The sequence below is a fragment of the Pedobacter panaciterrae genome (genome assembly GCF_013204795.1).
In the GTDB taxonomy this organism is placed as follows: Bacteria; Bacteroidota; Bacteroidia; order Sphingobacteriales; family Sphingobacteriaceae; genus Pedobacter; species Pedobacter panaciterrae.
This window is the reverse complement of sequence record NZ_JABMKW010000008.1, coordinates 631,237-652,695: the sequence shown is the minus strand read 5'-3', so window position 1 is coordinate 652,695 and position 21,459 is coordinate 631,237. Positions and strand designations below refer to the sequence as shown.

The 21,459-nt window shown below is 39.4% G+C and carries 19 protein-coding genes and 1 tRNA gene; 16 read left to right on the top strand and 4 right to left on the bottom strand.

What is annotated here, in order from left to right; all coding sequences use genetic code 11:
* Window positions 1–294 precede the first annotated feature (294 nt).
* Window positions 295–1,344 (top strand): response regulator, encoded by a 1,050-nt coding sequence (locus HQN86_RS05075; RefSeq protein WP_172659918.1) that lies wholly within the window; start codon window positions 295–297, stop codon window positions 1,342–1,344.
* Between the two features lie 181 nt (window positions 1,345–1,525).
* Here the strand turns inward: HQN86_RS05075 and HQN86_RS05070 are convergent, their stop codons facing one another.
* Complete coding sequence (locus HQN86_RS05070; protein WP_172659917.1) at window positions 1,526–1,900, bottom strand: helix-turn-helix domain-containing protein; 375 nt, start codon at window positions 1,898–1,900, stop codon at window positions 1,526–1,528.
* Between the two features lies 1 nt (window position 1,901).
* On the bottom strand, window positions 1,902–3,308 hold the full coding sequence (locus HQN86_RS05065; RefSeq protein WP_172659916.1) for a L,D-transpeptidase scaffold domain-containing protein: 1,407 nt from the start codon (window positions 3,306–3,308) through the stop codon (window positions 1,902–1,904).
* A 241-nt stretch (window positions 3,309–3,549) separates the two neighbouring features.
* Between HQN86_RS05065 and HQN86_RS05060 the strand changes: the two genes are divergently transcribed.
* The 10 genes from HQN86_RS05060 (at window position 3,550) to HQN86_RS05015 (ending at window position 12,954) form a co-directional block, all read left to right on the top strand.
* The gene (locus HQN86_RS05060) at window positions 3,550–4,035 is read left to right on the top strand and encodes a hypothetical protein (RefSeq protein WP_216854320.1); all 486 of its coding nucleotides are present in this window, start codon (window positions 3,550–3,552) and stop codon (window positions 4,033–4,035) included.
* A 79-nt stretch (window positions 4,036–4,114) separates the two neighbouring features.
* Entirely contained in the window at window positions 4,115–4,792 is a 678-nt protein-coding gene (locus HQN86_RS05055; RefSeq protein ID WP_172659914.1) for a response regulator transcription factor, read from the top strand.
* A complete protein-coding gene (locus HQN86_RS05050; protein WP_216854319.1) occupies window positions 4,789–6,063 on the top strand; it encodes a sensor histidine kinase in 1,275 nt (424 codons plus the stop codon). Before HQN86_RS05055 ends, HQN86_RS05050 begins: the two co-directional genes overlap by 4 nt.
* Window positions 6,064–6,150: 87 nt before the next feature.
* Window positions 6,151–6,585: a thioredoxin family protein gene (locus HQN86_RS05045; RefSeq protein ID WP_172659913.1), complete on the top strand. Its 435-nt coding sequence runs from the start codon at window positions 6,151–6,153 to the stop codon at window positions 6,583–6,585.
* A 6-nt stretch (window positions 6,586–6,591) separates the two neighbouring features.
* A complete protein-coding gene (locus HQN86_RS05040) occupies window positions 6,592–7,527 on the top strand; it encodes an FAD:protein FMN transferase (RefSeq protein WP_172659912.1) in 936 nt (311 codons plus the stop codon).
* 79 nt (window positions 7,528–7,606) lie between these two features.
* Window positions 7,607–7,759 (top strand): DUF4266 domain-containing protein, encoded by a 153-nt coding sequence (locus HQN86_RS26965; protein WP_288879068.1) that lies wholly within the window; start codon window positions 7,607–7,609, stop codon window positions 7,757–7,759.
* 8 nt (window positions 7,760–7,767) lie between these two features.
* Window positions 7,768–8,988, top strand: coding sequence for a DUF3570 domain-containing protein (locus tag HQN86_RS05030; protein WP_172659911.1), 1,221 nt, complete (start codon window positions 7,768–7,770; stop codon window positions 8,986–8,988).
* A gap of 16 nt (window positions 8,989–9,004) precedes the next feature.
* Complete coding sequence (locus tag HQN86_RS05025) at window positions 9,005–9,688, top strand: cytochrome b/b6 domain-containing protein (protein WP_172659910.1); 684 nt, start codon at window positions 9,005–9,007, stop codon at window positions 9,686–9,688.
* A complete protein-coding gene (locus HQN86_RS05020) occupies window positions 9,678–10,367 on the top strand; it encodes a VIT1/CCC1 transporter family protein (RefSeq protein WP_099437513.1) in 690 nt (229 codons plus the stop codon). Before HQN86_RS05025 ends, HQN86_RS05020 begins: the two co-directional genes overlap by 11 nt.
* Before the next feature lie 82 nt (window positions 10,368–10,449).
* Window positions 10,450–12,954: a cation-translocating P-type ATPase gene (locus tag HQN86_RS05015; RefSeq protein ID WP_172659909.1), complete on the top strand. Its 2,505-nt coding sequence runs from the start codon at window positions 10,450–10,452 to the stop codon at window positions 12,952–12,954.
* 780 nt (window positions 12,955–13,734) lie between these two features.
* On the opposite strand, the gene HQN86_RS05010 is transcribed toward HQN86_RS05015, so the two are convergent.
* Window positions 13,735–13,821 (bottom strand) — tRNA-Ser (locus tag HQN86_RS05010).
* 65 nt (window positions 13,822–13,886) lie between these two features.
* Window positions 13,887–15,965: an HD family phosphohydrolase gene (locus HQN86_RS05005; protein ID WP_172659908.1), complete on the bottom strand. Its 2,079-nt coding sequence runs from the start codon at window positions 15,963–15,965 to the stop codon at window positions 13,887–13,889.
* 193 nt (window positions 15,966–16,158) lie between these two features.
* Between HQN86_RS05005 and HQN86_RS05000 the strand changes: the two genes are divergently transcribed.
* The 5 genes from HQN86_RS05000 to HQN86_RS04980 all read left to right on the top strand — a co-directional run bounded on the left by HQN86_RS05000 (window position 16,159) and on the right by HQN86_RS04980 (window position 21,453).
* Window positions 16,159–17,019, top strand: coding sequence for an SPFH domain-containing protein (locus HQN86_RS05000; RefSeq protein WP_172659907.1), 861 nt, complete (start codon window positions 16,159–16,161; stop codon window positions 17,017–17,019).
* 9 nt (window positions 17,020–17,028) lie between these two features.
* Entirely contained in the window at window positions 17,029–17,208 is a 180-nt protein-coding gene (locus HQN86_RS04995) for a hypothetical protein (RefSeq protein ID WP_048906559.1), read from the top strand.
* A 78-nt stretch (window positions 17,209–17,286) separates the two neighbouring features.
* Window positions 17,287–18,465, top strand: a complete 1,179-nt coding sequence (locus tag HQN86_RS04990; protein WP_172659906.1) for an acetyl-CoA C-acyltransferase — start codon at window positions 17,287–17,289, stop codon at window positions 18,463–18,465.
* 33 nt (window positions 18,466–18,498) lie between these two features.
* Window positions 18,499–19,392, top strand: coding sequence for a hypothetical protein (locus HQN86_RS04985; protein WP_246269434.1), 894 nt, complete (start codon window positions 18,499–18,501; stop codon window positions 19,390–19,392).
* A gap of 234 nt (window positions 19,393–19,626) precedes the next feature.
* Window positions 19,627–21,453, top strand: a complete 1,827-nt coding sequence (locus HQN86_RS04980; protein ID WP_172659904.1) for a peptide MFS transporter — start codon at window positions 19,627–19,629, stop codon at window positions 21,451–21,453.
* Window positions 21,454–21,459 lie beyond the last annotated feature (6 nt).

Here is a 21,459-nt window from a genome sequence, read left to right as displayed (position 1 = left end):
TTAAGGTGTAATTTACAAGAGGCTTGCTCTTTTTTTTCTATTTGCGTCTCAACAGCAGGAAAAACCAGGAAATTTTTCGCACCTAAGATTCAATCAGAACATGACATAAATAACATAAGATATTGATAAACATTATTATAAACTCAAATAAATACTGTACTTACTTTATATCAATATATCCATTTAAGTGAAGTAGATTTCGGAACAAATTTTAATTTTTATCTGTGTTAATGGAAAATAATTGCCTAACTTACCATCTGTCACACTTTAAGTTTTTTACCTTCATCTGGAATCATGAAAACTGTATTGATCATCGAAGACGACAACGATATCAGGGAAGGCTGTGCGGAGATACTGGAACTATCCGGATACAAAGCACTTAAGGCTAATAACGGAAAAGCAGGAATCGAGCTTGCCAGCCAGCATAAGCCTGATATTATTTTGTGCGACATTATGATGCCCGAACTGGATGGATATGGAGTGTTGTATTTACTCGGCAAAAACAGTGCTACCTCTGAAATACCATTTATTTTCCTGACCGCCAAGACCGAACGGATTGATTTCAGAAAGGCCATGGAAATGGGTGCTGATGATTACCTGACCAAGCCTTTTGATGATATGGAATTAATCACTGCAATAGAAACCAGAATCAACAAATGGCAAAAACAGAAAGATGCCTACCGCAGTACATTAAATCACCTGGAGAGACTATCGCTGAACCCGGGAGATGGGATGAACGAGCTTAAAGCGCTTATTGCCGGCCGTAAAATCAAACGCATAAAAAAAAAACAGGTGCTGTTTTATGAAGGAGACAGCCCTCAGGGATTATACCTGCTTATGGAGGGCAGCATCAAAATGATCAAACGAGCCCTTGATGGTCGGCAATTGATCACCAGTTTATATAAACCAGACGACTACATCGGCCTGGACTCGCTATTGCTTGAAGAAGCGTACACTGAGACTGCTGAGGCAACGGAACATACTTCGGTTTGTTTATTGCCAAAGGAACTTATTGTAAACTTATTGAACAAATATCCGGAAGTAAGTCGTCAGTTTATCAAAATATTGTCCAAAGACATCCACCAAAAAGAAGAACAGCTATTAGAACTGGCCTACCTTTCGGTACGAAAACGCATCGCACAGGTGCTATTGCGTTTAAGTAAGACCTCAGCCTCTCCCATCCTGTTAAACATATCAAGAGACGAGCTAGCTGAACTGGCCGGAGTTGCCCTGGAAACAGTAAGCAGAACACTTTCAGATTTTAAGGAAGAGGGCCTGATAGAAAAGAATGGCAATCAGCTATGCCTGATCGACATTAGTCGCATCACCAAGTTGAAGAACTAATCTGCTGTAAAAGGGTCCTGCTGATGACAAGCGCATTTTCATCATTTCGCCAGGCAGTTCGTTTAATTGGCTGCATAAACTAATAATATAAAAACGAGAATTCTGATAAAATGAACCAACCCAGTTCAAAACTTCTAGCTGAACCACAGACTGGACTGAGGGATGAAGGATCGGTTTGACGCTAAAGTTCAATTTTATCGGTGAGCTGATTATATTCCTCGAGTAAAACAATGTACTTCCGCATCCAGTAATGCACATGCTCTTCTGGAAGAGAGGGGTCTGACAATTTAAGATGCGTTTTATCTACCTTACCAGGTTGATCATCACTGAAACTCAAATCCTCACCAAGCTCTTTGCTGAAATCATGGTTGATGATCCTTCCTATAGCTGATAAAAGACTTATATCTAATGTACGCTGTTCAAACCAGTTATACAAAGTCCTTCGAGAGACCTTCATTCTTCTGGATACCTCACTAATGCTTATTTCCTCACGCCGAACTGCACGTTCCAGGATTCCCAACACATACGCCCCATAATAATTCTTAACAAAATTCACTTCATAAATTATCGGCGAGGCTGGGCTCACTCATTCCATAAAGCTGGTTTTCCAGGGTTTCATCCAAATGATAAATATCCTTGTAAAAAACCGGCAGTCCTTCCTGGATCTCACAAGTGAGGTATGTGATCTTAACCGGAACCGGGTTCCTCAGTATGAAGTTCCTTTTCTGATAGGCATTTACCGACTTCTGCATCAAGGGAATTTTACTTTCTGAACCATCGTACTTTAGTAGCAATTCAGCCAGTCTCTCCGCCTGCTGAACCCGGATGCATCCATGACTTAGCGCCCTTAGATCTCGCTCAAAAAGTGCTTGATTGGGGCTGTCGTGTAAATAAATATTGAATTTATTTGAGAATTGAAATACCAGCGCGCCTAAAGAGTTGTCGCAAGCATTGGACTGCCGGGCAAAATAATGCGCCGGATTACTATTTATCTGTCTTATCCTGTAACTGTTTATTGCAATATGCTTTCCCTTGATATCGTATATCTCATAATGATTGTGCTCAAAAAAATCCGAGTTTTTAATAGCCTGTGGCAAGAGCGTTTGCGTAAAAACATGTTGTGGAACCTTGCGGTCCGGTCCGGTAGTAATTTGAGTTACACTACTGCTCAACACAGGCGTTTGTGTTTCAGCTTTGCCCACGATTGCCTTAAAATCATAAGTGGTATCTTTTTCGTGTAGCTTTACTGAATAGGACGGAATATTGATGTGGATATAATTAAATCCATTAATATTCGCCCATCTTAGTCTCTCCATATTAATGGCAATTTTTCTTGCCTCAGTTTCGGGCACTTCATAACAGTCGTCGACATACTGTCCCTTTATCAGTCTCATATAACTTTGTAGTTGCTCATATTCCTTAGTCTTTGGTTGTACGCTGAGCAGGGTCAACATGAAGTCCTTTCCTTTTAGCGCACCGATGAGCTCAGATTCGGCACTAAATCCCTTTAACCCTCCACCATCTATCTTTGCTGAGCTAACTTCAGGGTTGAGCTTTCCGTAATGCAAATGGTTCATAAAAGTAATCAGCGCATCAGTCAGCAACAGATCATACTGAGCTTTGGCTACCTCACTGACCTTTTCAGGCTCATTGATCATGGTTCTTAAGCTGTCATAGGACAGTTTTTCTGGATGGTAATCGTTATGATTAAGTCCAAATTGAAGCACACAGTCCAGCAAAAGCATCCCCGTCCAGGTTTGGCCCGCCTTGTCTTTAGGTTTGATCCATGCATAATTAAAGCCGTTTGCCTTATAAAACCTTTTGACAGAGTTTGGATAACACAATTCAATACCGAAGGTTGACTTTTTCATTTCAGCTAAGATTGCCTGCTGAGATTTGGCTTCCTGGCATTTTACTGCTGAAACAGCACCTAACAAAAATACCAAATTCACTAAAATCTTCATATCCATTAAATTAAACCCTAAATTTCCAGGTTATTACGCGACTATTTAATGATCCGCGTCACGGATTAACTTGATTTAACACAGCTTTTTAAACCAGGAAGATCTGTTAAAAGACTCCTTATCGATTAAATTCCATGAAAGCTGTTCAGTGGTCTTGTCATTAATAAATAAGCAAAACGATCTTTTCTGAAGACCCCAGTCTGAAACCAAGCCATTTTCCCCTCAAAACGTGATGAATATCATGTATAAAACTGAGCTCCATCAATTGAAAAACAGTGAATTAAGGGAACATTTACACATTATTAAACCTTATGTTATGACACCTGCAACAACAATTGAAAACAATGAACTCGAAACAGAGTTACAGGAACTATTCCTCATTGGCAAGCAATGGACCACTGACCTGTCGTTTATCGAATGCGAATTGACCACGCTTAATAAGCTCTTTAAAAAAGCTTCCTTTATGCTGATCAAAAGTGATTTTGACAGACTTTCAGGTCTAAACCGTATTTGCGCAGATTTGAAAAATAGACTACGCGAATATTTCGGGCAACTTAAACCACTGATTACAGATCCAAAACAAACTATTGACTTCAGTTTAATAGATCAATATACGTTGCTGGAACGGGAATTGGAAGAGGCTCTGCAGCGCCTGCAGATATTCAAAAACAAAATCTTTCAAACCAATAAGCATCAGCTAAAAAATCCCAGTTCGACTACATCGTAAATCTGCTGAAGCGGATTGCGATCGGGAAATATGGGGGCCAACTTCAAAGAGTCTTCAGATTTTAATATCATATTTACGTATGAAATTTCTAATTATTGAAGACGAAGAAGGCTTAAGGCAAAGTATTGACCAGTATTTGACGGCTGAAGGAAATATTTGTGACTGTGCTTCAAATTATGAACAGGGATATCAAAAATTGTCTATTTACGATTATGACTGCGTTTTATTGGATTTAACCCTTCCTGATGGAGAAGGGCTTCAGCTCTTAAAGTATCTTAAAAAGCTCAATAAGGCAGATGGCGTACTCATCATTTCAGCGCGCAATTCCCTGGATCAGAAAATTGAAGGATTAAGCCTCGGTGCTGACGACTACCTGATCAAACCTTTCCATTTATCCGAACTTTATGCCAGAACACTAGCGATTATAAGACGACGTAATTTCAATGGAAACAGCCTTTTGAGTTTCAATGAACTGGAAATTGACACCGCCTCAAAGGAAGTCAAAGTAAATGGCCAGCTTGTGTACCTAACCAGAAAAGAATTTGACCTTCTTTTATATTTCCTGGTCAACAAAAACAAGGTGATTTCCAAATCCGCGGCAGTGGTGCACATATGGGGTGATGAAGCGGACATGGCAGATAGTTTTGATTTCATTTATACACATATTAAAAATGTAAGGAAAAAACTGACAGATTCCGGCTGCAAAGACTATTTTCAATCGGTTTATGGAGTAGGTTATAAATTCACCGATGCATGAAATTATTTACCAGTTACAACAGCATTTTATCTGTCATTACCCTTACAGGCCTCTTGATTATAGGATTCTTATTTTATCAGACATTAGGTCAATACATCAACAGGCAGATCGAGGACCACTTATATGAGGAGCTCCTGGAAGTAAAAGACTTTGCTCATGTTAAAAATATTCTGCCATCCCCCGAAGGTTTCGATGATGTAATCGTGGAGTATAAAAAAATACATAAGCTGAGCAATAGCCGCAGATCGTTTGCTGACACAAATTTCTACAATCCTAAAAAAAAACATAAAGAGTCTGCAAGATACCTGAAAACACAATTGGTGCTGAACGGGCAACCTTACGAAATACTCATCATCGCCTCAAAATTTGAACGTCAGGAACAGATCAAAAGCATCATCCTGATCATTTTATTACCTGTCATAGCGTTGTTATTGATTTTGTGGCTGGTCAACAAAATCCTGATCAGAAGAATGTGGTCGCCATTCAGACAATTATTAACAAACATCAAGGCATTTAACATTAATCAGGAGAAGGTTTTTGAGCCAATCCAAACCAATATTGAAGAATTTAAAGAACTGAACAAAGCTGTTCTTGAAGTATCCTTAAAGGTAAAATCGGATTATAAAGAGATCAAGCTGTTTACTGAAAATGCAGCCCATGAAATGATGACGCCTCTTGCAGTGATCAACTCCAAACTTGACACCCTGCTGCAGTCCAATTCACTGGGGAAAGAAGAAAGTGAAATCCTGTCAGATCTGTATAAAGCCACCTCGAAACTAACAAAATTGAATCAGTCTCTTTTACTCCTGGTGAAAATTGACAACAATCAGCTCCAGGCAAGGGAAGAAATTAACCTTAAGACTTTAATTGAAGAGAAACTCGGTTACTTCCAGGAACTCATTCAAAAAAGGAATTTGAACATACAATCAGAACTCGCCGAATTTATCATTTATGCCAACCGCTCCTTAGTAGAGATTTTGGTGAATAATCTTTTCAGTAATGCCATAAGACATAATTACGACGGAGGGTCCATTCGGATTACATTGACCGAAGATAACCTTGATTTTTCCAACACCAGCACACAGATGGGCCTGGATCCTTTAAAAATCTTTGAACGATTTTATAAAGACAACGCCTCTGATGGTACGGGACTGGGACTGGCCATTTTGAAACAAGTATGTATAAGAAAGAATTATCAGTTGAGTTACTGCTATCAACGGGAACAACACCACTTTAAGATTGTCTTTAAGCATTCCGAAAATAAAAATTAGATGACAAAACCTTAACATATTTTAACACACAACTTCACAATGTCTTCAGAATTCCCATAGATATTAGATTCATCAAAAGGCATACTGATGAAAATATTACTAATTATACTATTATCATTTGTTCCAGCTTCCTTAATCTGGAATGGCAATTTCAATGAGGCACAGCAGCAGGCTAAAGCCGGTCATCAACAGATCTTAATCAATTTTTCAGGATCTGACTGGTGTGGTCCATGCATTCGTTTAAGAAAAGAGATCTTCGAATCCGAAACCTTTGAGAATTACGCCAAACCACATTTGGTACTGGTGCGCGCAGATTTCCCCCGTCAAAAAAAGAATCAGTTGTCTGCAGCACAAATTGAACAAAATGAGGCTCTGGCAGAAAAATATAACCCGGACGGTAAATTTCCTTATACCCTGCTGGTGAACGAAGATGGAAAAGTCTTAAAATCCTGGGATGGCTATCCAAATGAAAGTCCTGAAAAGTTTGTTCAGGAAATCAAAACCACAGTATCCGGTAATTAACAAGCAATGAGAATCAAAGAATCCTGTCAGCGTATATTGAAGCTAATGGGCAATCGGTTTGAGTTCACGGTGATTGCTGAGGATGAAGCTGCCGGCCGAAAGGCAATTGATGCAGCTATAGCAGAGGTGAGCCGGATTGAAGCGCTGTTCAGCACTTTCAGAGACAGCAGTCAGACTAGCCTGATCAATCAGCATGCGGGTATAAAACCCGTAAAGGTAGATAAAGAGGTGGTTTCCCTTATCCAGCGGGCCATAAAAATATCGGATATTACCCAGGGCGCTTTTGACATTACTTATGGTTCTATTGATAAAAGCCTGTGGAATTTTGACATCAACATGACCTCGCTTCCGGAGGTTGAAACTGCGCTTCAATCGGTAAGTCTGATCAACTATCAAAACGTAATAATAGACACAGAAAATTCGACAATAATGTTGAAAAACAAGGGTATGCGCATTGGATTTGGCGGTATTGGCAAAGGGTATGCCGCAGACCGGGCCAAGCTTGTTTTGCAAAATATCGGTATCAAAGCTGGAATTGTTAATGCCGCGGGTGACCTGGTGACCTGGGGCATGCAGTTAAACGATAGACCCTGGACCATAGGCATCGCTGACCCGAACCAAAGCAACCTTCCCTTCTCTTCATTAAACATCAGCAACATGGCCATTGCAACATCTGGCAATTATGAAAAATATGCTACCATTAATGGCAAAAAATATTCGCATACCATTGATCCTAAGACCGGTCTTCCGGTTAGCGGAATCAAAAGTGTAAGTATCCTTTGTCCGAGCGCTGAATTGGCTGATGCCCTGGCCACACCAGTAGTGGTAATGGGCGTTCAGGTAGGTCTTGATCTGATCAACCAGTTGCAACATGTCGCATGCATCATTATAGATGATTTTGACCGTTTGTATACTTCCAAAAATATTAATGTAAAACAATGATATGAAAACGTCAATTCCAATATCAGTACTTCTAGGTACGAGCCTTTTTGCCCTCAGTTTGCTGAGTGCGTGCGCAACAGTGAAACCCTATCAAAAAAACAAGCTCAACGACGCCGAAATGACCTTATCGTCGAGACCAGCTCAGAAATTTGAACAAAGTTTCCAGCTCTACCGGGAAGGCGGATCGGGTGCCAATGGCGGAAAAAGTGGTGGTGGTTGTGGTTGTAATTAGCGGAAATAATGAGAAAAATTTATCTGCATGTACTCATGCTGTTCCTCGGTGTATTAGGTGCCAACGGACAAATTAAAATTAAAGCCACTCCTTCCGACACGAGCAATTACCAAAGCAGAAAACTCAAAATTGATGAAATTAACCTGGTATCAGCATATTACCATCAGGATGGGAACAATTCGGCTGTAACGGGTGGTATAGGAACTGAAAAACTAACAGATTTTGCAAACACCTTCGATTTGCAGCTGTCTAAATTCAACAAAGCAGGGAATAAAAACACTTTTCTGTTTGAACTCGGTGTAGACCATTACACTTCTGCTTCATCGGATAAAATAGATCCAGGCACCATCTCTTCTGCCTCCAGGGCAGACACGCGTGTCTACCCTTCGCTAAACTGGACACACAGTAATGAAAAAACAGGGAATGCTATCGGCTTTATAGGATCCTTTTCAACAGAATATGACTACCAATCCTTAGGGGCAGGATTTAACCTTACTCGTTTATCAAAAGATAAAAATACGCAGTTTGAAATCAAACTGCAGGCATTTTTGGATACCTGGAAAGTCATCCTACCCGTTGAACTGAGATCTGAAACCAATCCAGGCAATGGCAGGGAATCAAAAAGTGAGGGATCAAGTCCAAGAAATTCATTCAGTGCCGCTTTCTCTCTTTCCCAGGTCATCAACCAAAAGCTGCAGGCACTGATCATGGTCGAGCCAGCTTACCAGAAAGGTTTACTGGCCACCAAATACCAGCGCGACTATTTTACGGATGGCTCTTTAAGAGCAGAAACCTTGCCCGACAAGCGTTATAAGCTACCTATTGCAGCCCGGTTAAATTACTTTGCGAGTGATCAGGTCATCATCCGAACTTATTACAGATATTTCATGGATAACTGGGGCATCAGGGCCCATACTGCCGAAATAGAAGTTCCTGTAAAACTAACCTCATTTATCTCTTTAAGTCCTTTTTATCGTTATAACAAGCAAACCGGATCACGCTATTTCGCTCCCTATGGCCAACATGATCCTTCCGCTGCCTATTTTACCAGTGATTATGACCTATCTACTCTGAACAGTGATTTCTATGGCGCAGGGATACGACTTGCCCCACCCCATGGTGTATTTGGCTGGCAACATCTTAACATGCTGGAACTGAGATACGGACATTACAGCAGATCTACAGGACTGGTTTCTAACATTATTACCTTAAATTTAAAAGTAAAATAAGATTAACACAATCGCCATGGCTATTATCGAACCGCTAAGAAAAGATATTGACAATCCATCTGATATCAAAAAACATAGTGCCTCTGTTAGGGTATGGCATTGGCTGAACCTGCTAATCATTAGCGGATCATTATTAACAGTCTTGTTAAATTCAACCTTGTTAGATGTAAAAGGCAATACAAGCTATGTACAACAACAATTGCAGAAATCCGGTGTTTCTGTAACCCCCGGGCAAGCTAAAAGCGTAGCCCATGGCCTTGAAGACAAGGTTTGGGGCATCCATATCTATTTTGGTTACGCCCTGGTCGCAATATTGTTGTTCAGGTTAATTGCTGAAATTTTTCAACCTCGTAAACAAAAATTTTTCAGCAGCTTGAACAGTGCATATCAGACTTATCGCAGGCACAGTAAAAAATCCAATCTGGCTTTGCACGATCTTACCGTTAAAGCACTATACCTTATTTTCTACCTGCTGTTAATTATTATGGGCGTTACAGGACTGTCTATGGCATTTGATCAGGAACTGGGTATCAGCAAGGGGACAAGCCACAGCATCAAAGAATTTCATGGTTTCTGTATGTATTTGATCCTGATCTTTATTGGAGTACACATTGCAGGGGTATTACTGGCTGAAAGAAAAGAAAACAAGGGCATCGTATCAGACATGATCAATGGAGGTAAAACATCGTATGGAAATTGAGGAACATTATACCAACAGAAGCGGCTGGTTAAGGGCTGCAGTTTTAGGGGCAAACGACGGCATCCTTTCTACTACAAGTCTGGCAATAGGGATTGCAGCAGCAAGTACCACACGGGAACCGATTGTTCTTGCTGCACTGGCAGGACTGGTAGCAGGAGCATTATCCATGGCTGCAGGGGAATATGTTTCAGTAAGCTCACAATCGGACATCGAGGTCGCTGACCTGACGAGAGAAAAAGGAGAGCTGGAGAATACACCGGATGCGGAACTACAGGAGCTGGCCAATATTTATCGCCAAAGAGGCCTGGATGAAAACCTGGCCAAGCAAGTGGCAGTCCAACTCACTGCCCATGATGCCCTGGGGGCGCATGCTAAGGATGAACTGGGTATTAACGAGATCACCCAGGCGAAACCGATGCAGGCAGCATTAGCCTCAGCAGCTTCCTTCATCATTGGTGGCTTGCTCCCGTTGCTGGTTTCGATATTTGCACCAATAAAACTGATGCTCATTTACCAATATGGCTTTTCTATAGTATTCCTGGGCTTGTCAGCATTGGTTGCGGCAAAAGCAGGTGGTTCTAGCCGGGGAAAGGCCGTCCTGAGAATTTGCTTTTGGGGAACGGCAGCCATGGTCATGACCGCATTGGTTGGCTATCTTTTTGGGGTAAAAACCACCTGAGCAGGAATCAAGCAAAACAATGATCTGAATCACTCCTATGCTCGGGAATATAACCGATTTTTAAAGTATCAATCTTAAACAGATGCCTGCAAACAACTTTAATATCCCCGGATTATCGAAGCAAGAAGTGATTGCCTCAAGATCAAAAAATGGTGATAACCGTTTAACCTCTAAAAAGGAGTATGCGCTTATAGATGCCATTAAAAACCTGGCAAAAGAACCAATGGTTATTTTACTGATGGCCGCCGCGGTTATTTACCTCATTAGCGATCAATCGTCAGATGCCATTTTTCTGGCATCAGCAGTTATTTTAGTAGCGGCTATTTCACTTTATCAGGACTCCAGAAGCAGAAATGCTTTGGATAAACTGAAAACCTACAGTCAGCCACATTGCAAGGTCATCAGGGATGGTCAGACCACCGAGATTAAAAGTGAAGAAATTGTAATCGGTGATTATCTGATCATTCAAGAAGGTACCTCTGTTACCGCCGATGGCAGTATTGTTCATTCTAATGACTTCTCTGTAAACGAGTCTATACTTACCGGGGAATCCTTTGCGGTATATAAAGACAAAGACAGTACCGATCACGAGGTTTTCCAGGGCACCACTGTAGCCAGCGGGCTGGCCATAGCAGTGGTTACAGCGATTGGAAATGGCACCAAATTGGGAAAAATTGGTAAAAGTCTGGAAGATATCAAAGAAGAAAAGACACCACTAGAAATTCAAATCAACAATTTTATCAAAAAAATGGTGGTTGCCGGAGCAGCCGTTTTTTGCATCGTATGGGGCATTAATTACTTTAATTCCCTCGATGTACTGGATAGCCTGTTAAAGGCACTTACCCTTGCCATGAGTATATTGCCAGAGGAAATACCGGTGGCCTTCGCTACTTTTATGGCACTGGGGGCATGGCGCATGATGCAAATGGGGGTCGTGGTCAAACAGATGAAAACCGTAGAAACACTGGGCAGTGCGACGGTAATCTGCACAGACAAAACCGGAACAATTACCGAAAACAAAATGAGTCTTGCCAGACTATATCTGTTGGCATCCGATAAAATAGCAGCTCCTGACCAGGGTCTTAATGATGCAGAAAAAGCCCTGATCCGAATGGGGATGTGGGCCAGTGAACCTATTCCATTCGATCCAATGGAAGTCGCCTTACACCATGGTTATGCTGAAACTACATTCTCCGATGAACGCCCGGACTATAAAATGGTTCACGAATATCCTTTAGGTGGAAAACCGCCCATGATGACCCACATATTTGAAAATAAAAGCGGGATACGGATCATCGCAGCTAAGGGCGCCCCTGAAGCCCTGATTGCGGTATCGGTACTTGAGGCTTTTGAAAAAGAAAAGATTACAATGGCTGTTAACTCACTTGCCTCACAGGGATACCGCGTCCTGGCAGTAGGCCAATCGGATTTTACGGGATCTCAGTTTCCGGATCAGCAGCAAAAATTTAAGTTTAAATTCATCGGTATGCTGGCCTTTTATGACCCGCCCAAACAACACATTGAGCAAGTATTAAAGGATTTCTACCAGGCTGGAATTGCCGTTAAAATCATCACCGGGGACAATGCGGCAACCACCACCGCTATCGCCAGACAAATCGGGTTCAAAGGGTACGAAAAAAGCATCAGCGGTGATGAGCTTATGAAAATGCCGGAAAAAGAACTTCAGCGCACTGTAATGCAAATGAACATATTTTCCAGGATGTTCCCGGATGCGAAGCTCAAGATCATTAACGCCTTAAAATCAAACAATGAAATCGTTGCCATGACCGGTGATGGAGTAAATGACGGTCCTGCCCTGAAAGCCGCACATATTGGGATTGCAATGGGAAAAAGAGGCACAGAAATCGCCAGGCAAGCCGCTTCATTGATCCTGCTGGAAGATGACCTGGCCAAAATGGTAACTGCTATAGCAATGGGCAGAAGAATCTACACCAACCTGAAAAAAGCAATTCAATACATCATCTCTATTCACATCCCCATCATATTAACCGTATTTATTCCCTTAGCCCTGGGTTGGATTTATCCCAATATTTTTTCTCCCATTCACATTATATTTTTAGAACTGGTGATGGGGCCAACCTGTTCCATTATTTATGAAAATGAACCGATAGAGCAAAACACCATGCTTCAGAAACCGCGCCCTTTTTCTAACACATTTTTCAGCGGGAAAGAATTGACCACAAGCATCCTGCAAGGATTAATGATTACCGCAGGAACTCTATTTATCTATCAATATGCCGTTCAACATGGTTATGGAGAACTCCTCACAAGATCCATGGTATTTACCTGTTTAATCGCGGCAAATGTATTGCTCACTCTGGTTAACAGATCTTTCTATTATTCTCTACTTACTACCATAAAGTACAAAAACAACCTGGTATTTCTCATAATTATGATCACTATACTTATTTCAGGTGCTATTCTCTACATCAAACCATTAACAGTATTCTTTGGATTTCAGTCACTGAGCTTAATCCAGCTGTCCCTCAGTATTGGCATCGGATTCTCATCCGTAATCTGGCATGAATTTGTTAAATGGAAAAAGAGGCTTCAGTCGGTAACATAATGTTGAGTCATCGTAAATGCCAATTTTCCTACTGAAGTTTATTAGGATTTTCCAAAAAAAATATTCATTCTAGAATTGCTTGTCAATCTATTATTAAGTTATTAAATAATATTGCATTGTGGGAACAACAATCAATTTTCATCCTTTTAGAAGGAATTGAGTAGCATACAAACTGTATATTTATATATCCGGGTAAGGCCATATGAACAGGCTACAAAAGGATACTCAAAACCAAAGAACTTATACAAAATGGAGAAATCGAAAATGAAGATTTCCTGATTATTAAGAAAGACTGTGAGCAGAGTATCATGAGTATCTACAAAGCAGTAGGAATACCATGTTTATCAAAGAAATGGTAGTTTTAGCATTAACAAGAGAAAGATATAAAACCCTAAAAAACAAAATGTTAAATCACAAGAAACACTAAGTTTTCTAGTAAACTTTGCTAAGTTGACTATAGAAAATACGAACTGTCGTTAATAGTACATACAAAAACCTTAGTATTTGGATCTATGAAGGTGTTCGAATCCCATGTCCCCTCTTACAATTTTCAGAATTTCAATGTTACGTCCTCATTCTTTCGTATCAGACAAAAACAAACAACATATTGAAATACAGTAAATTAACTTAAAAAATATTTTTAGACGCTTAAATGAGATTGCTGAGTAATTTTATCTCTTCTATTTTTAGAAACTCAAAAACAAACACAATTCATTCGTTTTCAAATAGATATAAAAAAGCCGGAAAAGTGTTCTAAAAACAGACACTTTTCCGGCTTTGCGGAGGAAGAGGGATTCGAACCCTCGGTACCGTTGCCAGTACGACAGTTTAGCAAACTGTTCCTTTCGGCCACTCAGGCATCCCTCCGTATCTCGAAATCTCCCTTTCGAGGTTGCAAATATAGCAATTCATTAATATTTGCAAAAGAAATTTTATAGAGTTTGTTGATAATCTATTCGAACATGATAGATACTCATAAGCATTGTCTTGAATATCAGCTTTATAGTTTCGAGATCTTTTAATGTAATATCGCAATTATCTAATTGATTTTGCTCCAGTTTATAGTCAATTATGCGTTCAACCAGGTCATTTATGCTCTGGGCGTCCGGATTTTTCAGACTTCTTGAGGCCGCTTCCACCGAATCTGCCAACATTAAAACACCAGTTTCTTTAGAAAAAGGTATAGGTCCCGGATAGCGGAAGATATTCTCATCAACAAACTTTTCAGGAGAATTCTTCAAAAACGACTGATAAAAATAATCTACACGGGTATTACCATGGTGAGTTCTTATAAAGTCTATCACACTTTCGGGTAATTGATGCTTACGTGTGATCTCTATGCCCTTGTGCACATGTTTAATGATGATCTGGGCACTTTGTTCATATGGCAGCTTATCATGCGGACTAAGTCCGGTATTTTGGTTTTCAATAAAATATTGAGGATTCTCTATTTTACCAATATCGTGGTACAATGCCCCCGCCCGAACAAGCAATGAGTTCCCTCCTATTTTGAATATTGCGGCCTCGGCCAGATTTGCTACCTGCAAAGAATGCTGAAACGTACCAGGAGCTTTAAAAGCCAGCTCCCTTAGCAGTTTATTATTAGTGTTAGTAAGCTCAATTAATGCAACATCAGAGGTGATTCCAAACAGCCTCTCAAAAGCATAAATCAAAGGATAAGCAAGCAAAGAAAGCAATACACTAACAATAAATGGAACAAAATTCATCCATTCTATCTGACCGATAGCCCCTTCCCTCAATAATGCAATGCCAATAAAAGAAATAAAATATGCCGACAATATAAATAAAGCCGACAATAGCAATTGCTCTCTTTTAACCAAATTCCGAATACTATAGATAGCCACCATACCGGCAGTTGTTTGATAAAATACAAACTCAAAGCTATTTGGCACAAAGAAACCGGCAATCAGGATCACCAATAAATGCAGATATAGTGCCAACCTGGTATCAAATAATATCCTTATAATAATGGGGACTATACAAAATGGAATGTAATATAAACTAGGGAGACTAAGCTTTATAGCCCAAGATAAGGCCAAAAGCATACTCGTCGTTACCAGTAATATCAAAGAAAGCTGACGGTTGTCGGCAAATATATCCTTGCGAAACAAGTGTAAAAACACCATTAGCAAACAAACATTAAAGCCTACAAGCAGGATCTGACCAAAATAAACCAGGCTGCTATCACCAATTGTTTTAGACTGCGCTTCATATATTTCCTTAAATGACTGCAGCTTTTGGTAAATCTCGTCGTCAATCACATTATTTTTAGCAATGATCAGCTCGCCTTTCTGAACCATTCCTCTGGTTGTAGAAAGACTATTTATTGCATTCTCTTGTACGATAGCCGTCAATTTCTCATTAAAAATAATGTTGGGCTGCAAATGATCTTCAACAAGATTAACAATTACCTCCTTAACTTTCAGATTTACAGACTGGAAATTATCTTTAAAATAATCAAGAGCAGTTTGTACGGTAAATACATCTTGAGTACTAACCGCTTTACTTATATTATTATCCAGCAAAGAGAAATCATAATTCTTACTTCCTTTTTGATGTTTGGCATTAATTGCAATAATCCCCTTATCGTAAATCGATTTTAAAAGTTTAAACGAGGCCTGTCTGTATTGTTCCTTTTCATTTTCTGGAAGGGCATTACTTCTCCACTTTACATCAAACTCATTTAAATAAGCCTCTTCAACATCATTAATCAGATACTTATTTATAGTATAAATAGGCAATACATTATTTAATGCATCCTTTTTATCTGTATCTACTTGTGGGTTTGTCTTTAATATTGCAAAATTAAATGGAGATATAAGGTCCTTATTTTTCCAGATCTCTCCCTTTTCAAATTCGTACCTGAAACGTGGCTGTTTTGGTAAAAAAGCAGTTATTATCAATACAGAAAGCACCATCATGATATACTTAATGTTTGATGTATACTTACGGTAAAGTACCCTGTGAGAATTCTTGTTGATTTTTGCCAAAGCGATTTATGTTGAATTTGATTCAAAAATAACATTAATTTTTCATTTGAATGTTTGTTTTATTGCCTTTAAAGCTATAATGGATTTTAACTATCGACTCTTCATATACAAAAAACAACCTGGATACCTGCTAATTAACTATTGTTTTAATGGAAAATTATTGCTTACTTTATGATATCAAATTAATATCATTATGTATCAGGAAAAAATTATTACTCCGCCTGCGGGCATTCGAATGATTGCTGTATTTATTGCGCTCATATTATTTTGCGGATTACTGGCAATGGCAGCTCAAAGTTTTGTAGTTGTAGAAGTTATTTTAGCCATTTGTGGTTTTTTAATACTGCCTGGCTTTATCATCAACAACCCAAATGAGGCTAAAGTACTCACCCTTTTTGGCGAGTATGTAGGCACAGTTAAAACCGATGGCTTCTTTTGGGTTAACCCTTTAACCATTAAAAGAAAGGTATCATTAAAAGCGAGAAACCTAAACGGGCATCAGATTAAAGTAAATGATAAGCTTGGAAATCCAATTGAAATTGCAGCTGTTGTAGTTTGGCAAATAAAGGAAACTGCAAAGGCAACATTTGCAGTTGAAGACTACCTGCAGTATGTAACAATACAAAGTGAAGCCGCCGTTAGGCATTTGGCCAATATTTTTCCATATGATAATTTTGAAGATGAAGAGGCCACAATTACCTTAAAAGACGGTGCAGAAAAAGTAAGCTCATTACTTGAAGCCGAATTAAGCGAAAGATTGTCGCGCGCAGGAATAGAGGTTGTTGAAGCCAGAATTTCTCACCTTGCCTATGCCCAGGAAATTGCAAGTGCGATGTTACAGCGCCAACAAGCTACAGCCGTAATTGCTGCAAGGAAACTTATTGTGGAAGGTGCAGTTGGAATGGTAGAAATGGCTTTGGATAGACTTTCTGAAAAAAATATCGTAGAATTGGATGAGGAACGCAAAGCGGCTATGGTTAGTAATCTTCTGGTAGTGCTATGCGGTGACCGTAATGTTCAACCCGTTGTTAATACCGGGACATTATATAATTAACAATTAGATATGTCTGAAAAAGATAAAAAAGCTTTTGTTCTCAGAATAAACCCTGAACTACTTAAAGAGATTGAGAAATGGGCCGGAGATGAGTTTAGGAGCACCAACGGACAGATAGAATTTTTGCTCAATCAGGCCGTAAAATCCAACAGGAGAAAACGGTTAAACAAAAATGATACAGATCAATAATGTTAAAAATGGTCAGTTATAACCACTGAATGACTGTAATTATATAACTTTGCTTTCAACTAACTTAAAACACAGTAAATGAGAGAAGTAGTAATTGTATCTGCTATCAGAACTCCAATTGGTAGCTTTGGAGGTGCATTATCAAGCTTTTCTGCTACCCAATTAGGCGCTTTGGCCATCAAAGCGGCAGTGGAAAAAGCAGGACTAAAGCCCTCAGATATTCAGGAAGTTTACATGGGCAACGTCTTATCAGCCAATATTGGTCAGGCGCCTGCAACACAGGCAGCTAAATTCGCTGGTCTGCCCGATCTTCCTGCCACCACAATTAATAAAGTGTGTGCATCCGGCACAAAAGCAATCATGCTTGCTGCTCAAAGTATTGCACTGGGAGAAATTGATATCATTGTTGCCGGAGGAATGGAAAGTATGAGCAATGTTCCTTACTATTTGGATAAAGCACGCACCGGTTACCGTTTAGGTCATGGTCAGATTACAGATGGTCTTCTTAAAGATGGCCTGTGGGATGTTTATAACGATTACCACATGGGTTCTGCCGCCGAATTATGTGCTTCAGAATGTGGAATCAGCAGAGAAGATCAGGATGCTTTTGCAATCACCTCTTATAAAAGAGCACAAACAGCACAAACTGAAGGAAAATTCGATTCAGAAATAATTCCGGTAGAAATAAAAGACCGCAAAGGCGAAATAACACTTGTTTCTAAAGATGAAGAACCCTTTGCTGTTAAATTTGATAAAATACCCGGTTTAAAACCGGTATTTAAAAAAGATGGAACCGTTACCGCGGCCAATGCTTCAACACTTAATGATGGCGCCGCAGCTCTTGTTTTAATGAGTGCTGATAAGGCAAAAGAACTTGGATTAAAGCCCTTGGCCAAAATCCTGGCTTATGCTGATGCACAACAGGCACCTGAATGGTTTACTACTGCTCCATCTAAAGCAATTCCATTAGCATTAAAAAGAGCTGGCAAAAGCATTGCCGATGTTGATTACTTCGAAATTAACGAAGCATTTTCTGTAGTTTCACTTGCAAACAATAAGGAACTTGGACTTAATGAAGAAAAAGTGAACATAAATGGCGGAGCAGTTTCCTTAGGTCACCCACTGGGGGCCTCGGGTGCACGAATTGTAGTTACACTACTTTCCGTTCTGGCACAAAACAATGGAAAAATAGGCGTAGCCGGAATATGTAATGGTGGCGGTGGTGCCAGTGCAATAGTTATAGAAAAGATTAAATAGATGCGAAAGAGGTTAAAACCTTTGATACTCATAATGATACTATGCTGCGCCACAGCAACGCTTAAGGCACAGCATAGTTTTGCTTTTAACAATGGTCCTGCAATGCATAAATTCCAGGATTCATTAAGCAAGCTTAGTGAAGAGACATTTAACGCGACCAGCAACTCTGAGCGGTATACTAAAAATGCGACTTTTATAAAAACATTGGTGAACTCCCTAAAAACTCAGGGATCTTTTCTTTATCCTTTCGATTCATTAAAAAAAATTACCATTCTTAAATCGCCTGATAACTCGTTCAGGATATTCTCATGGTATGTGCCTCTTGATGATGGTTCTTATCGTTTTTTTGGCACCATTCAAATGGCCACAAAAGATGGAAAATTAAAAATGTTTCCTCTTATTGATGATACTGCTAATATTAAGGATACCAATGGCATTAATGGCAATAAAAACTGGTATGGTGCCCGGTATTATGAAATCATACCGGTTATTATGAATGGTCAACAACCTTATTACGTATTAATAGGCTGGAAAGGAAATAGTTTAAAAACTTCTAAAAAGGTGATTGATGTGCTTTCTTTTAATAAGGAACAACAACCCATTTTTGGTAAGCCTGTATTTGAAGAAGCCAAAAGTAAAGCTACCAGGAACAGGATAGTTTTTGAATACAACAAACAAAATACAATGACGGTAACGCTCGATAAGAACGTTAATATGATTGTATTTGATCACCTGGCCCCTATTTCGGAAGAAATGACGGGAAATTTTGAATATTATGCATCCGATTTAAGTTTTGATGCGTATAAACTATTAAACGGACGATTAAAGCTAGTAGAAAACATAGAATTAAAGAATGAGCCGAACCAGATGGACGACCTTTTTTCAGATCCGAAAGACAAGAAAATTAAGGCTATAAAGAAGCTTTAAGTGTATTTAATACACCTTTGATGGAAATTAAAAATTTGGGAGTTTGCCATCATGTGCCTATCTTGCGCGATGCTTATTTTTACAAAAAGAGGGAAAAGCACAATCAACTAACATAAAAAACTCCGAAACAAAACATAAAATCCTGATATAAAACGCATGTCAGGTTGATATAGCATTAGATTAATATACTTGAACTAACTAAACTTACTATAAATAACACACAAGAAAACTAAAATGGATACAAAAAATTTGGATACGCCAAATAACTTTTTTGAAAGTAAAGTGCTGGGGCATCCCGCTGGACTGTTTGTTTTATTCTTCACAGAAATGTGGGAAAGATTTTCCTACTATGGTATGCGGGCCCTATTGGTCATGTTCTTTACAGCATCTGTTTTAGGAGATCATCCAGGCTGGGGCTGGCCACGGGAACATGCGATGTCGCTTTTCGGATCATATACCGCTCTGGTATATCTGTCCACTATGCTTGGCGGTTACTTTGCAGATAAATTAATTGGATTTAGATGGGCTGTAATTGTTGGGGCTTTATTGATGACTTTAGGTCACGGTTGCATGGCGGTAGAAACGCCATTTTTCATTTACCTTGGTCTTGGCCTATTGGTTTTTGGAACCGGTTTTTTCAAACCAAACATGACCTCAATAGTATCTTTAATGTACAAAGACCATCCTGAAAAGAAAGATGGTGCATACACCATTTTTTATATGGGTGTAAATGCAGGTGCATTTTTTGGAATATTATTATGTGGTTACCTGGGCGAAAAGGTTGGGTGGAGCATTGGTTTCGGATTGGCGGGAGTTTTCATGCTGTTCGGCTTATTACAGTTCTATTTCACTCAGAACATCTTTGGAGACATCGGCTTAAAACCACTTAAAACAAGAGATATTGTAATCGATAAAGATGATGTCGACAACAGGGTTCCATTTACATTATGGCAGGTTATCGTTGTTCTTCTTTGTTCCGCTTTAGGTTTAATCTGGGTTATTAACGATCCTATTTCCAAGATATCCCACGGAGCAAGCAACCTGCTAGACTTCAAAATAGCTGGAATGGAAGGAACCAATTTCACTATATTATTAGCACTGGGATTGTTTCTGTTCTTATTATTTTACAGGCTAACAAAATATTCAAAGGTAACTAAGGAAAAATTATACGCAGTTACCTTTTTTGCATTCTTAACCTTTTCATTTTTCGCTGTTTTTGAACAAGCACCGGGTACATTAACCATCTTTGCCAGAGATTATACCGACAGAATTTTGGTTGGTAATTCAAGTTTGATCTTCTTAATTGCCAACTCATTAATTGCTGTAGTTCCTTTAGGAATTATCACATGGGTTTTGTTTCTATTATTTAAGCAAACCTTCAAAAAATATGGCCTGGCTAATATTATCCTAAGCATCAGCTTTGTGATCATATGGATCATTACTATCTGGATGTTAGTGCGAGATTTTTATGGAGCAGGGTTTTTAAACCTCTCAGATTCTACTTTAGCTTCGCTTAAAATTGAGAAAGTAAAAGAAAGCCTTACCCAAATCCCGGCTTCATGGTTTAGTGTACTTAACTCATTGTTTATTATCACTCTTGCTCCATTGTTCTCTAAATGGTGGGAAAGCAGATTTAATCCTGGTGCAAACGTTAAGTTTGGTATAGGTATGATCCTATTAGGCCTGGGAATGGCATTTCTTGTTTTTGGTGCCAGAGACATTGTTCCTGGTGCAAAAACAGCCTCAGTAAGTATTTTTTGGCTGATCATGGTTTACCTTTTCCATACCATGGCTGAACTTTGCATCTCTCCTGTAGGTCTTTCTTACGTAAGTAAACTTGTTCCTGCCAGAATGATTGCCTTTATGTTTGGTGTATGGTACCTGGCTATTGCTATTGCCAATAAAGTTGCAGGTATACTTGGAGAAAACGCTGATAGAATTGCCTCAGAAAAAGGGATTAGCTATTTCTTCTTAATCATAACAGGTGTTGCCGTTGCTATTGGAGTAATGTCTATCCTGTTAACTCCAGTGATCAAAAAATTAATGCACGAAGTAAGATAAGCTAAC

Bases quoted from the DNA above. Each gene is read 5' to 3' on its own strand.
- HQN86_RS05075 (WP_172659918.1), top strand. From the start codon at position 295: ATGAAAACTGTATTGATCATCGAAGACGACAACGATATCAGGGAAGGC.
- HQN86_RS05065 (WP_172659916.1), bottom strand. From the start codon at position 3,308: ATGAAGATTTTAGTGAATTTGGTATTTTTGTTAGGTGCTGTTTCAGCA.
- HQN86_RS05060 (WP_216854320.1), top strand. From the start codon at position 3,550: ATGTATAAAACTGAGCTCCATCAATTGAAAAACAGTGAATTAAGGGAA.
- HQN86_RS05055 (WP_172659914.1), top strand. From the start codon at position 4,115: ATGAAATTTCTAATTATTGAAGACGAAGAAGGCTTAAGGCAAAGTATT.
- HQN86_RS05050 (WP_216854319.1), top strand. From the start codon at position 4,789: ATGAAATTATTTACCAGTTACAACAGCATTTTATCTGTCATTACCCTT.
- HQN86_RS05045 (WP_172659913.1), top strand. From the start codon at position 6,151: ATGAAAATATTACTAATTATACTATTATCATTTGTTCCAGCTTCCTTA.
- HQN86_RS05040 (WP_172659912.1), top strand. From the start codon at position 6,592: ATGAGAATCAAAGAATCCTGTCAGCGTATATTGAAGCTAATGGGCAAT.
- HQN86_RS05030 (WP_172659911.1), top strand. From the start codon at position 7,768: ATGAGAAAAATTTATCTGCATGTACTCATGCTGTTCCTCGGTGTATTA.
- HQN86_RS05025 (WP_172659910.1), top strand. From the start codon at position 9,005: ATGGCTATTATCGAACCGCTAAGAAAAGATATTGACAATCCATCTGAT.
- HQN86_RS05020 (WP_099437513.1), top strand. From the start codon at position 9,678: ATGGAAATTGAGGAACATTATACCAACAGAAGCGGCTGGTTAAGGGCT.
- HQN86_RS05015 (WP_172659909.1), top strand. From the start codon at position 10,450: ATGCCTGCAAACAACTTTAATATCCCCGGATTATCGAAGCAAGAAGTG.
- HQN86_RS05000 (WP_172659907.1), top strand. From the start codon at position 16,159: ATGTATCAGGAAAAAATTATTACTCCGCCTGCGGGCATTCGAATGATT.
- HQN86_RS04995 (WP_048906559.1), top strand. From the start codon at position 17,029: ATGTCTGAAAAAGATAAAAAAGCTTTTGTTCTCAGAATAAACCCTGAA.
- HQN86_RS04990 (WP_172659906.1), top strand. From the start codon at position 17,287: ATGAGAGAAGTAGTAATTGTATCTGCTATCAGAACTCCAATTGGTAGC.
- HQN86_RS04985 (WP_246269434.1), top strand. From the start codon at position 18,499: ATGATACTATGCTGCGCCACAGCAACGCTTAAGGCACAGCATAGTTTT.
- HQN86_RS04980 (WP_172659904.1), top strand. From the start codon at position 19,627: ATGGATACAAAAAATTTGGATACGCCAAATAACTTTTTTGAAAGTAAA.